Source organism: Aeromonas sp. 604282 (genome assembly GCF_049170575.1).
In the GTDB taxonomy this organism is placed as follows: domain Bacteria; phylum Pseudomonadota; class Gammaproteobacteria; order Enterobacterales; family Aeromonadaceae; genus Aeromonas; species Aeromonas veronii_A.
This window is the reverse complement of the sequence record NZ_JAAKMV010000002.1, coordinates 464069-476640: the sequence shown is the minus strand read 5'-3', so window position 1 is coordinate 476640 and position 12572 is coordinate 464069. Positions and strand designations below refer to the sequence as shown.

11 protein-coding genes are annotated in these 12572 nt (G+C 61.3%); 8 read left to right on the top strand and 3 right to left on the bottom strand.

Annotated features, from left to right (window positions below; all coding sequences use genetic code 11):
* The first annotated feature begins 31 nt into the window (after window positions 1–31).
* The 7 genes from G5367_RS05165 to G5367_RS05135 all read left to right on the top strand — a co-directional run bounded on the left by G5367_RS05165 (window position 32) and on the right by G5367_RS05135 (window position 7806).
* On the top strand, window positions 32–1771 hold the full coding sequence (locus G5367_RS05165; RefSeq protein ID WP_421245040.1) for a 4Fe-4S binding protein: 1740 nt from the start codon (window positions 32–34) through the stop codon (window positions 1769–1771).
* A gap of 9 nt (window positions 1772–1780) precedes the next feature.
* On the top strand, window positions 1781–2398 hold the full coding sequence (locus G5367_RS05160) for a TorD/DmsD family molecular chaperone (RefSeq protein WP_421245039.1): 618 nt from the start codon (window positions 1781–1783) through the stop codon (window positions 2396–2398).
* A gap of 133 nt (window positions 2399–2531) precedes the next feature.
* Window positions 2532–2735, top strand: coding sequence for a transcriptional initiation protein Tat (locus G5367_RS05155; RefSeq protein WP_005303194.1), 204 nt, complete (start codon window positions 2532–2534; stop codon window positions 2733–2735).
* A gap of 23 nt (window positions 2736–2758) precedes the next feature.
* Window positions 2759–5635: a formate dehydrogenase subunit alpha gene (locus G5367_RS05150; protein ID WP_421245038.1), complete on the top strand. Its 2877-nt coding sequence runs from the start codon at window positions 2759–2761 to the stop codon at window positions 5633–5635.
* 4 nt (window positions 5636–5639) lie between these two features.
* Window positions 5640–6266, top strand: a complete 627-nt coding sequence (gene fdh3B, locus G5367_RS05145; protein WP_005334799.1) for a formate dehydrogenase FDH3 subunit beta — start codon at window positions 5640–5642, stop codon at window positions 6264–6266.
* Window positions 6263–7234 carry a formate dehydrogenase subunit gamma gene (locus G5367_RS05140; protein WP_421293892.1) on the top strand — a complete coding sequence of 324 codons (972 nt, stop codon included), beginning with the start codon at window positions 6263–6265 and terminating at the stop codon, window positions 7232–7234. Before fdh3B ends, G5367_RS05140 begins: the two co-directional genes overlap by 4 nt.
* Window positions 7235–7395: 161 nt before the next feature.
* Window positions 7396–7806 (top strand): DNA breaking-rejoining protein, encoded by a 411-nt coding sequence (locus tag G5367_RS05135; protein WP_421245036.1) that lies wholly within the window; start codon window positions 7396–7398, stop codon window positions 7804–7806.
* Window positions 7807–7893: 87 nt separating this feature from the next.
* Here the strand turns inward: G5367_RS05135 and G5367_RS05130 are convergent, their stop codons facing one another.
* Window positions 7894–8658 carry a substrate-binding periplasmic protein gene (locus G5367_RS05130; protein ID WP_270818027.1) on the bottom strand — a complete coding sequence of 255 codons (765 nt, stop codon included), beginning with the start codon at window positions 8656–8658 and terminating at the stop codon, window positions 7894–7896.
* 275 nt (window positions 8659–8933) lie between these two features.
* Between G5367_RS05130 and G5367_RS05125 the strand changes: the two genes are divergently transcribed.
* Entirely contained in the window at window positions 8934–10649 is a 1716-nt protein-coding gene (locus G5367_RS05125) for an NAD-dependent malic enzyme (protein WP_421245035.1), read from the top strand.
* A gap of 89 nt (window positions 10650–10738) precedes the next feature.
* On the opposite strand, the gene G5367_RS05120 is transcribed toward G5367_RS05125, so the two are convergent.
* Together G5367_RS05120 and G5367_RS05115 are read right to left on the bottom strand one after the other, a co-directional pair.
* Window positions 10739–11080 (bottom strand): RT0821/Lpp0805 family surface protein, encoded by a 342-nt coding sequence (locus G5367_RS05120; protein WP_216978289.1) that lies wholly within the window; start codon window positions 11078–11080, stop codon window positions 10739–10741.
* On the bottom strand, window positions 11077–12471 hold the full coding sequence (locus tag G5367_RS05115) for a hypothetical protein (RefSeq protein ID WP_421245034.1): 1395 nt from the start codon (window positions 12469–12471) through the stop codon (window positions 11077–11079). Before G5367_RS05115 ends, G5367_RS05120 begins: the two co-directional genes overlap by 4 nt.
* Window positions 12472–12572: the final 101 nt, after the last annotated feature.

Sequence of the window (12572 nt, the reverse complement as noted above, 5' to 3'; positions counted from 1 at the left end):
ATCCCATGAGGTGGCGCGCACAGGAGCGTATGTGAGCACTGAACAAACATTGCCAAATCTGGCCCCAAATCTGGCCTCCAATCTTGCCCATGGGGCGGGGGCGGCCGAGCATAACGCGCGCGCTCGCGCCTATGCCCTGCAGCATACGGTCAAGACCGACAACCTGATCCCGGCCACTGTCTCTTACCAGAGTCAGGGTCGCCTGCTGCTGGTCGGCCCGGAAGATCGCATTCGCCGCGCTGCCAGCCTGCTGCCCGCCGGGGTGAAGCCCACCCTGCTGGTGACCGAAGCGGTCCACGATGCCGAGGCGGCAGATCTCGAAACCATTTTCGATGCCACCGCATCCCTCGCGGCCCTGACCCTGCGCGAGCCGAGCCTGACAGGGTATCTGGGGCAGTTCCAGCTTACCGGCCTCAATGGGCAGGGGGAGCGGGTTAATCTGACGGCTCTCTGTTTTACTCAGCAGGCTGCGGAAAATGGCGAACCACGCTTTGATCTGGTTGCCGATCTGGGCCGCGCCCCGCTCTTTGCGCTGGAGCGCCCGCCGGTCGGTTATCTGCATCTTGCCGATGACCAAGGGCTGGCCGAACGGCTTGTCGAGATCTGCGCGCTGACCGGTATCTTCGACAAGCCGCGCTATTTTCGCCTCGACCCCGAGGCCTGCGCCTTTACCGCCCGCGGCGTGCCCGGTTGCAGCCGCTGCCTCGATGTCTGCCCGACCGATGCCCTCAAGCCCATCAATGGTCGCATCCAGATCGATCCCCATCTCTGTCAGGGTTTTGGCAGCTGCGCCTCTGCCTGTCCGACCGGGGCGATTGCCTATCATCAGCCCGATGCCAACACCAGCGGCGACTATCTGTTCCGATTGCTCAAGCACTACCGGGAGGCGGGCGGCGAAGCGCCTCGACTGCTGATCGCCGGTGAAAACGAGCGCGAATGGGTGGAAGCCGAGATCACCCGCCTGCCCGCCAACTGGCTGCCAGTCTGGGTGGAGGAGAGCGTGAGTTTAGGCATCGAGAGCTGGTTCGCCGCACTCGCCTATGGTGCCAGCGCGGTGCGCATTGCGCTGGGTGACGATGCCCCCGAAAGCGTCCGTGCGCTGGTTGAGCGGGAGCTGGCCAGCGCCGCCGTGCTGTTGGCGGGCGCCGGTCTCTCTGCCGATCGCATTGCTCTGTTTGACTCAGATGCTGGTGAGCCTGTTTCCGGCCAGCCAGCCGTTGCCCTGCTGGACAAGCCGCTGAAAGGAGACAAACGGGAAAACCTGTTTGCCGCCTTCGATGCCCTCTGGCAGGCCAATGAGGGGAGCCGTGAGCCGCTGGCGGTGCCCCACGGTGCCCCTTACGGCAGTGTGGAACTCAAAGAGTCTGACTGCACCCTCTGCATGGGTTGCGTGGCGGTCTGCCCGAGCCGTGCCCTGCATGCGGTGGGGCACACTCCGGGTCTCAACTTTATCGAGCAGGATTGCATCCAGTGCGGCATGTGTGAAAAGGCGTGCCCCGAGCAGGCCATCGTGCTGGTGCCCCGCCTGCAACCCGTGCCCGAGGCGCGCCGCGCCGTGCAGAGCCTCAAAGCCGAAGAGGCTGCTTGCTGCATTCGCTGCGGCAAGCCGTTCGCGCCCGCTTCGATGATCCGCCGCATCCAGCAAAAACTGGTCGGTCACTCCCACTTCCAGAACGAGGCCGCCCAGCGGCTGCTGATGTGCGAGGACTGTCGGGTCAAGGATGTGTTTGCAGCGCTGGCGGCGGATCCCGTCTCCCAGCTCAAGGTGTGAGGGCCAGTGATGAGTGAACAACATAACGAAAAGGCTGGCGAACTGACCATGACCGAACTGGAACAGAGCAGCGCCGATCTCTACGCCCTGCTGGCAAGCCTCTGGCGCGCCGCTCCCCGTGGCGAACAGCTCGCCTGGCTGCAAGGGTTGCAGGCTATGCCGGGCCCCTTTGCCAGAGGGCTCGGACTGGTGCAGTTGGCGGCGAGTAGCCACCACGAAAACGAGCTTGCCGAGGAGTATCAGGATCTCTTTATCGGGCTGGGGCGCGGGGAGATCGTGCCGTTTGCCTCTTGGTATCTCACCGGCTCTTTGATGGAGCTGCCGCTGGCAGTGCTGCGCGCAGATCTGCAGTCCCTCGGTTTTGAGCGCCAGAGCGGAGTGTGCGAGCCGGAAGATCATCTGGCCGCCCTCTGTGAGGTGATGGCGGTACTGATTGCCGAGCAACACCCGGAGCGCAACCGCTTCTATGAGCACCACCTTGCCCCCTGGGTACTCGCCTGCTGCCGCGATCAGCAACAGGCGAAAGGGGGCAGCTTCTACCGGGCGGTCGGCGCCCTTGCCGAAGATTTCTTCAAGCTGGAAAACGAATTGCGCCTGCCGTTTGGCGCCTGCGTGGTGCCGGGCTGAATGCCCCTATCTGCGCATAACAAGAGCTGCGCATAACAAGAGCTGCGCATAACAAAACGAGCAGACGAGATATCCCATTGGACGCGAAGCTGGCGCGCAGGCGCCAGCAAGAACAACAACAGAGGTCACAAGAATGAGCGATGAACAGCTGAAAGACCCGTCCCGCCGCAATCTAATCAAGGGAGTTGGCGTGGTCGCCACCATAGGCGTGTTGGCCGGTGCCACCGGTCGGGTGGTGGGCAAAGAGGTGCTGACCCACGACACCGAGCCTGACAAGGGCTATCGGGAGACCCCCCATGTTCACGACTTTTATCGCACCCTGCGCGGCACCGACTGAGCCGGATCAGTGAAGGAGAACTCATGAAACTGACAAAACGTGCCGAGCTGCCCCAAGTGGGCGAGCAGGGCAGTGAGGCCATTCGCGGTCAGGGGCTGACCCGCCGCGCCTTTATGGTCAACTCAGGTCTCGTGGCCGGTGGCGCCGTGGCCGCCGGTTGGCTGGCGCCAGCCATGATGCAGCGGGCCGAAGCCAAAACCGTCGCGGCCGGGGTGCCGGTCGAGGTGAAGCGCACCATCTGTTCCCACTGCTCGGTGGGCTGCGGCGTCTATGCCGAGGTGCAAAACGGCGTCTGGACCGGTCAGGAGCCGGCGTTTGATCACCCCTTCAACCTTGGCGGTCATTGTGCCAAAGGGGCGGCCCTGCGCGAGCACGGCCACGGTGAGCGTCGCCTCAAGTACCCGATGAAGCTGGTGGGTGGCAAGTGGCAGCGCATCAGCTGGGATCAGGCCATCGAAGAGGTGGGCAACGAGGTACTGCGCCTGCGCAAGGAGTCCGGCCCCGACAGCGTCTACTGGCTCGGCTCTGCCAAGCACTCCAACGAGCAGGCCTACCTGTTTCGCAAGATGGCCTCCCTGTGGGGCACCAACAACGTGGATCACCAGGCGCGGATCTGCCACTCCACCACGGTCGCGGGTGTAGCCAACACCTGGGGCTACGGCGCCATGACCAACAGCCTGAACGACATGCACAACAGCAAGTCGATCATGTTTATCGGCTCCAACCCGGCGGAGGCCCACCCGGTCGCCATGCAGCACATCCTGCTGGCGAAAGAGCGCAACGGCTGCAAGATCCTGGTAGTTGACCCGCGCCGCACCCGCACCGCCGCCAAGGCGGACATGTACCTTTCCCTGCGTCCGGGCACCGACGTCGCCTTTATCTGGGGCATGCTCTGGCACATCTTCAAGAACGGCTGGGAAGACAAGGAGTTTATCCGTACCCGCGTCTACGGCATGGACGAGGTGCAAAAAGAGGTGGCGCGCTGGACTCCGGCCGAAGTTGAGCGGGTGACCGGCCTCAACGAACAGCAGGTCTATGGTGCTGCCAAGCTGCTGGCCGACAACCGCCCCGGCTGCGTGGTCTGGTGCATGGGCGGCACCCAGCACACCACCGGCAACAACAACACCCGCGCCTACTGCATCCTCGAACTGGCCCTCGGCAACGTGGGCAAGAGCGGAGCGGGCACCAACATCTTCCGCGGTCACGATAACGTGCAGGGCGCCACCGACTTTGGCGTCACCTCCGATTCCTTGCCCGGTTACTACGGGCTGGAAGAGGGCTCCTGGAAGCACTGGGCCCGGGTGTGGGATGTCGATTACGAGTGGATCAAGGCGCGCTTCGACAACAAGGCCTACAACGGCAAGTTGCCGATGAACAACAACGGCATTCCGGTCTCACGCTGGGTGGACGGGGTGCTGGAGAACGCCGATCTGATCGAGCAGGGCTCCAACATCCGCGCCATGTTCTACTGGGGCCATGCGGTCAACTCCCAGACCCGCGGCCCGGAAATGAAGAAGGCGATGCAAAAGCTCGACATGATGGTGATTGTCGACCCGTATCCCACCGTCGCCTCTGTGATGAACGATCGCACCGACGGCGTCTACCTGCTGCCGGCCACCACTCAGTTCGAGACTTATGGTTCCGTGACCGCCACCAACCGCTCCATGCAGTGGCGCGACAAGGTGATAGAACCCCTGTTCGAATCCAAGGTCGACCACGAGATCATGTATCTCTTGAGCAAGAAGCTCGGCTTTGCCGACCAGCTGTTCAAGCACATCAAGGTAGAGAACAACCAGCCACTGTTGGAAGACATCACCCGCGAATATAACCGCGGCATGTGGAGTGTGGGCTACACCGGCCAGAGCCCGGAGCGGCTCAAGGCGCACCAGCAGAACTGGCACACCTTCCACAAGACCAACCTCAAGGCCGAAGGCGGCCCGGTCAGCGGCGAAGTGTACGGTCTGCCCTGGCCCTGCTGGGGCACCCCGGAGATGAAGCACCCCGGCAGCCACATCCTCTACGACACCAGCATTCCGGTGTCGGAAGGGGGCGGTGGTTTCCGCGCCCGCTTCGGCATCGAGTATCAGGGCGTCTCGCTGCTCGCCGAAGACTCCTGGCCGAAAGGGAGCGAGGTGGAAGACGGTTATCCCGAGATCACTGCCGACTTGATGAAGCAGCTCGGCTGGTGGGATGAGCTGACCGAGGCCGAGAAAAAAGAGGCCGAGGGCAAGAACTGGAAGACTGATCTCTCCGGCGGTATCCAGCGGGTCGCCATCAAACACGGCTTCGTCCCCTACGGTAACGCCAAGGCGCGCTGCGTTGTGTGGACTTTCCCGGATCAGGTGCCCAAGCACCGCGAGCCGCTCTACACCCCGCGTCGCGACTTGCTGGCTGACTACGCCACCTGGCCTGATTCGAAGAGCCTGTGGCGCCTGCCGACCCAGTACGCCTCGGTGCAGGAGAAGGATGTCAGCAAGGAGTTCCCCATCATCCTCACCTCCGGCCGTCTGGTGGAGTACGAGGGGGGCGGCGACGAGACCCGCTCCAACCCCTGGCTGGCTGAATTGCAGCAGGAGATGTTTGTCGAGATGAACCCGGCGGATGCCAACGACGTCGGCGTGCGCGATGGTCAGGATGTGTGGGTCGAGGGGCCGGAAGGGGGCAGGGTCAAGGTGAAGGCGCTGGTGACCCCGCGGGTCAAACCGGGGCTCGCCTTTATGCCGTTCCACTTCGGCGGCCACTTCGAGGGCAAGGATCTGCGATCCAAGTATCCGGAAGGGTCTGACCCCTATGTGCTGGGGGAGTCGGTCAACATAGTCACCACCTATGGTTATGACCCGGTCACCCAGATGCAGGAGACCAAGGTCACCCTGTGCCGTTTTCGCAAAGTAGGAGCCTGATCCCATGGCCAGAATGAAATTCATGTGTGACACAAAGCGCTGCATCGAATGCAACGGCTGTGTGACGGCGTGCAAGAACGAGAACGACGATGCCCTGGAGTGGGGCATCCAGCGCCGCCGGGTGGTGACCCTCAACGACGGCCTACCGGGGGAGACCTCCATCTCGGTCGCCTGCATGCACTGCACCGATGCCCCCTGCATGGCGGTCTGCCCGGCCGACTGCTTCTATCACACCGACGACGGCATAGTGCTGCACAACAAGGATCTCTGCATCGGTTGCGGCTACTGCCTATTTGCCTGCCCGTTCGGGGCGCCCCAGTTCCCGAAGACCGCCGCCTTTGGCGATCGGGGCAAGATGGACAAGTGCACATTCTGCGCCGGTGGCCCGGAAGAGGATCACAGCGAAGCGGAGCGCCAGAAGTACGGTGCCAACCGCATCGCCGAAGGCAAGCTGCCGATGTGTGCCGAGCTCTGCTCCACCAAGGCGCTGCTGGCGGGGGATGCGCAGGTGATCTCCGACATCTTCCGCGAGCGGGTTGCCTATCGCGGTGCCAAGGATGCGGCTTGGGGTAATGGCGATGAGCTGTTCCACGATGCCAGCAAGCTGAACAAGCAGGGAGGGGCGGCATGAAAACCTGGCTAATGGCCCTGTTTGCTGCCCTGCTGCTGGTGAGTACCGCAAGTTTCGCCGATGCCGAGAAAGAGGCGGTCGGCTTTGCCGGCGCCGATTATTGGCGTGCGGTGAAGGATGGGCAGGAGGGGGTGACCACCTCCCGCTCGCCGGAGCACGGAGTGCTTATCTCGGTGCCGGGCCAGCTCTGGTTCGAGGTGAAGACCAAGTGGGTGTCGCCGCTTGGCGCCATCGCCATCTTCGGCTCCTTGGCCATGTGCGGTCTGATGTACCTGATCGTGGGGCAGACCAAGCTCTCCAAACCGCGCACCGGGCGCAAGCTCAAGCGCTGGAGCAGGCTGGATCGGGCACTGCACTGGACCACGGCGGCTATGTTCCTGACCCTCTCCGGGTCGGGGCTGGCCATCATCTATGGCAAGTACTTCATCAAGCCGGTGGTGAGCCTCGGGGTGTGGGAGAACTGGATCTGGTTTGCCAAGGTGTTCCACAACTACGTGGGGCCGCTTTTCTTCCTCTGCCTGATGGGGGTGCTCATCAAGTGGTTCCGCCACAACATCGTCAATATGGTGGATGTGCAGTGGTTTATGAAGGCTGGCGGCATGCTGGGGTCCCACAAGGGGAGTCACCCCTCGGCGGGCTTCTCCAACGGCGGCGAGAAGGCGATCTTCTGGCTGCTCATCTGGTTTGGCGGCATAGTCGTGGCGACCGGGCTGTTTCTGGACTTTCCCATCTTCGGCCAGCTGCGCCGTCAGATGGAGTGGGCCAGCTTTATCCATATCGTCGGCGCCTTGATCCTTATCTGCGGTTTTATCTTCCATATCTACATGGGCCTGTTCCAGCTGGAAGGGGCGCTGGAGGGGATGGTGACCGGTGAGGTGGACGAGACCTGGGCCAAGGAGCACCACGACCTCTGGTATGAAGAGGTGAAGCACACCCTCGATGAGCCCAAGGTGGGTAAATCAAGCTGACGGTCGGACAAAGAGTAAAGGGAAGGGGCGCTGCGGCGCCCCTTTTGATGGCAGGTCGATCGTGATGGTAAATTGATTGAGCGATGCCGCAAACGGCGATGGTTTTTTGGGTCACCTTGAGCAACAGTAACAGGGAGTTCCATTCACATAAGGGATGACAAATGATGAGAAAAGCATGGTTGGCCGCGGTATGTGCATCTGCGATCTTCGGTGGTATTGCGGGCGTGGCGCAGGCGGCTGACGGGATCAAGACCCAGCAGGTGCAGTTCAAGAAGGGGGAGTCAGGGGCAACCATCAACGGCACCATTCAGGGTAGCCAGACCCTCGATTACAAGCTGACGGCCAACAAGGGCCAGAGCATGGTGGTGATCCTGACCGGCAATCCCTACTTCAATATTCTGCCGCCGGGCAGCAAGGGGGAGGCGATGTTTATCGGCTCTACGGAAGGGAACAACTTTGAGGCAACCCTGCCTGCCAAGGGCACCTACACCATTCGGGTCTACCAGATGGGGGCGGCCGAGAGCAGCAAGGCCAAGACGCCGTTCAAGCTGGAGGTGGGTATCAGCGGCTAATGCCAGCAGCTGACAAGCATCACAGAGGTGGCGGCCACAAAGGGCCGCCACCTCTGTTTTATCCTCTCTGTTTTTGCCTCGCCACGGTCAATATTCACCCCGGGCCAGCCGGTCGAAATAGGTTTGATAACGTCCGCTGGCGATGGCCTGCTGCAACTGCTGATTGAACTGATCACGCAGTTTGGCTGAATCCTGCATTTTGCGCGGGAACATCACGAAGCTGTCGTTGCGCAGAAAAGGGGTCTGACTGTGGGTGATGAGTGCCGCGCTGGCGGGATCGAGCTGACTCTGCAACTCGGCCAGACCGACCCGCAGCTCTTGCGGATAGAGGTCGATCCGCCCGCGCAGCAGCTTGCCGAAATTCTGCTTCACGTCGGTGACACGCTGCTGGCTCACTTTGCCGTCGGCCACCATCTTGTCCAGCTCTGGTCCGTAGCTGTAGGCGATATCGCCCCCCAACCGCATGCCAACGATCTGCTCGAGGCGCTCGGCTTGCAGATGTCGTGCTTTGAGGGAGAAGAAGACAAACTGCTCCTGCAGCACCGCTTTGCTGAACAGAAAATCCCGCTCACGTTCCGGCTTGTGCATCCAGACGGCGGTGGCGTCGTAGAGCTGGCTGTTGGCTGCCAGCGAATAGACCCGACCCCAGGGGGCGAAGTGGAACTTCACCTCGTAGCCCGCCTCCTTGAACAGATCGCGGATGAGGTGGGCCACTGGCCCGTGCTGTTTTGACTGCTCGGAGACGAAAGGGGGCCATTCACCCACGATGATGTTGAGTTCTCTCCCCTGTGCGGCGAGAGCCGACTGGCAGGCAAGCAGTTGTGACAGGGCAAGGAGCAGTATCAGACGCATGGCGAGAGGAGGCAAAAGCTGGCTGAAAAAGTCGAGGGCATCAGGTCACTCCCGGCTGCGGCATGGTGAAACGTTGCGGAATTGATCGCAATGCTAGCATGAGTCTCATTCCTCTCCGTGGATATTTATCACTCGGGGAGTGAGATGAGCGGATTTTGGCCACAGGGTATGCCCAAGCTCACAAAACCGATCGAGTAAACGTCATATGATTGATTTCATTATGAGTCTTGCTCTCCTGCCGAACGGCAATTTCACGTAAATCAAAGAGAATGACTATGGCTACCGGACAATATCTGCTGTGGAAAGATGCACAGGGACAGGATTTTCGCCCCGTTGCACTGACCGGCACTGATCTGCTTAACAATCGATACCTCAACAAGGGCACGGCCTTTACCGAACAGGAGCGGGCCGATTTTGATCTCGATGGTTTGCTGCCGCCTCAGGTACAAACCTTTGAAGCCCAGCTCGAGCGAGTGTATGAGGGGTTCAAGAGCGCTTGCAGCGATATCGAGAAGTACCAGAACCTGCGTGCCCTGCAGGATCGCAACGAAACTCTGTTTTATGCCCTGTTGTCACGCCATGTGGAGGAGATGACTCCCTACATCTATACCCCGACCGTGGGCAAGGCGTGCCAGGAGTTCAGCCACCGCTTCCAGAAGCCGCGCGGCCTCTACATCACCCCTGACAACGTGGATGACATGGGCAGTCAGGCCCGTCACTTCGATGCCAAATCGATCCGCATCATAGTCGTCACCGACAGCCAGGGCATTCTGGGGATCGGCGATCAGGGCGTCGGCGGCATGGGCATCCCCATCGGCAAGCTGGCGCTCTATACCCTGGGGGCCGGTATTCACCCCGCCTGCTGCATGCCCATCGCGCTGGATGTGGGCACCGACAACCAGAAACTGCTCGATGATCCCATGTATCTGGGCCGCCCCCACAAGCGTATTCGTGGCAAGGAGTACGAAGAGTTCATCGACAAGTTCGTGCAGGGGGTCAAGCGCCACTTCCCCAACGCCGTGCTGCAGTGGGAAGACTTCAGCAAATCCAATGCCTTCAACAATCTGGCCCGCTACCAGCAGGCACTGCCGTCATTCAACGATGATATTCAGGGCACCGGTGCCGTGGTGCTGGCCGGTATTATCGGCGCGGTCAAGGTCAAGGGGGAGACCCTGGGCCAGCAGAAATATCTGGTCTATGGAGCTGGCGCCGGCGGGGTTGGTGTCGCGGATCAGATCTGCGCGGGGATGATCCGCGAGGGGATGGATCCGCAGGCGGCCCGCGATCGCATCTACATTCTGGATACCCAGGGGCTGGTGTGCGACAACCGGGACGGGCTCGACGAGTACAAGCGACGTTACGCCAAGCCGGGGCTGCTGCTGGCGGGCTGGGATACCGAGGTGCCCGGCAAGGCCAATCTGGCCGATGTGCTGCGTCATGTGCCCATTACCGTGTTGCTGGGTACCAGCGGCTCGGGCGGGGCCTTCCAGGAAGAGCATATCCAGCTGATGCTGCAGCATTGCGAGCGCCCCATGGTGTTCCCGCTCTCCAACCCGACCGCCAACTGTGAAGCGCTGCCGGAAGATATCTACCGTTGGAGCAATGGCAAAGCCATCGTTGCAACCGGTAGTCCGTTCAAGGATGTGAGCTACGAGGGGCAGGAGTTCAGGGTCGGGCAGGGCAATAACGTCTTTATCTTCCCCGGGGTAGGTCTGGCGGCCATCGTCAGCCAGATCCGCGAGATCACACCCGATGTCTTCACTACCGCCGCCTTTGCGCTGGCCGAGTGCGTGAGTGAGGTGGACCTGGCGAAAGGGGCCGTGTATCCCCGCATTCGCGAGCTGCGCAGCATCTCGGTGCATGTGGCGACCGCTGTGCTCAAGGATATCGTGCGTCGGGATCCCTCCCACCCGCTGATCGGTCAGGATCTGCAGCAGCATATCCTCAACCACATGTGGGAGCCGGTTTACCTGCCCTATCGTCGGGTATAACCGCGTATTCACCGCCCGGATAACGGATCGGTAAAGATGACAAGGGGGTAGCGCTGCTACCCCCTTTCATTCATCACCCGTGGCATTCACTAAGTTCGCAATGGCCGCCAGCGCCCTTCCTGATTGCGACAGGCGGTATCCTGCCACTGCTGGCTGGCCTTGCCGATATAGAGTTGCTCGCGATAGTCGCGACACCACTCCCCGCTGGTATGGCGGAAGGTGCGTAGCGGGGTGACGCTACCCGAGTGACGGTTGGCTGGATTGAACCAGGTGAGGCTCTGCCCTTTGGGGCGGGTTTCCAGCGCCTTGGCAAGGGCCTGATTGGCCAGTTGAACATCTGCCTTATCCATCTGATGGTAAAGCGGCGGAGTGTCGACCGTGGCGCAGCCAGCGAGGCCGAGCAGGAAGAGTGGTAGCAGATAACGCATCATGGTTGCCCCTGTTGGCGAAAACCGTTGTTGAGCAGCGCCCGCTCCTGCTCATCGGTAAGCACTTGCTGGCGATCATCGACCGTGCCATCACCCCTGAGCTTGTTGCCATTGGCATCGACAGCATCTACGCCGTTGTCATCGATGGTTCCATCACCCCTGAGTTTGTTGCCGTTGGCATCGACGGCATCCACACCGTTGTCATCGATGGTGCCATCACCCCTGAGCTTGTTGCCATTGGCATCGACGGCATCCACACCGTTGTCATCGATGGTGCCGTCACCTCTGAGCTTGTTGCCATTGGCATCGACGGCATCTACACCGTTGTCATCAACGCCATTGCCAAATCCGCGGCCACCCCCATGGCGTTCTCCCCCTGCATGTTTTTCTCCACCAGCATGCCGTTCACCTCCACCATGCTGCTCTCCGCCGGCATGCTCGCCTTGGCCGCCACTGTCATCGCTGCCCCCATCGCTGTCGCTGCCACCACCGCTGTCGCTGCCACCGCCGCTGTCGCTGCCACCGCCGCTGTCGCTGCCACCGCCGCTGTCGCTGCCACCGCCGCTGTCGCTGCCACTGCCGCTGTTGCTGCCTCCGCCGCCGCTGTCGCTGCCTCCGCCGCTGTTGCTGCCACCACCGCTGTTGCTGCCACCACCGTTGTTGCTGCCACCGCCGCTGTTGCTGCCACCGCCGCTGTTGCTGCCACCGCCGCTGTTGCTGCCTCCGCCGCTGTTGCTGCCTCCGCCGCTGTTGCTGCCTCCACCACTGCTGCCACCATCGCCATCTTTGTTGTGAACGATCAGCTCATTGGCGATGTAGCTGTGGCTGCCATCGAGCAGCAGATTGAAGAGTGCGGTAGTGGGAGGTGCCTCTATCCAGCAGAGTGACTCAACCAGCAGTAATGCCGGCTGGGGTTGCAGGGCCAGATTGCCCGTCACCATGACAGGTGCCGGGCGACACATTATCTGCATGCCGGTAAATAGCGGCACTACCGCCAGTTGCGGGTTTTCGGTTCGGGTCATGGCCGGTGAGATAGCTGCCCAGCCCCGAGTGGTCAGCAGAGGGTGCTCAGCGGTAAAGAACGGGGGCAGATCATTGATCCCGTAGAGTCTGCGCTTGCCCAGTATGACCCGTTCGACCGCCAGGATCCGGTTACTGCCGCCGTGTTGATCCAGCACCCGTTCACCGACCCGCAGCGTCTCTATGGGGCGGGTGGAGCCATCGGCCATCGTGATGCGAGTGCCGGCGATAAAGCAGGACTTGGCATAGGCCTGATTCATTTGCCACTCATTGTGGGCGAAATCATAACTGAACGGGTTCGCAAACAGGGCGAGAGCGATGGCCGAGCCGATAAGCAATCTGCGCTGGCTGGCTTTGAATGGGGGCTGTGACATGGGGACTCCTTGTCCATCTTGATTCACAGGATCCATTATAGAGCGCTCCCAAGCGGCGGCATTTTTGACCATGAGCACAATAAACATGATGGAAAAACGAT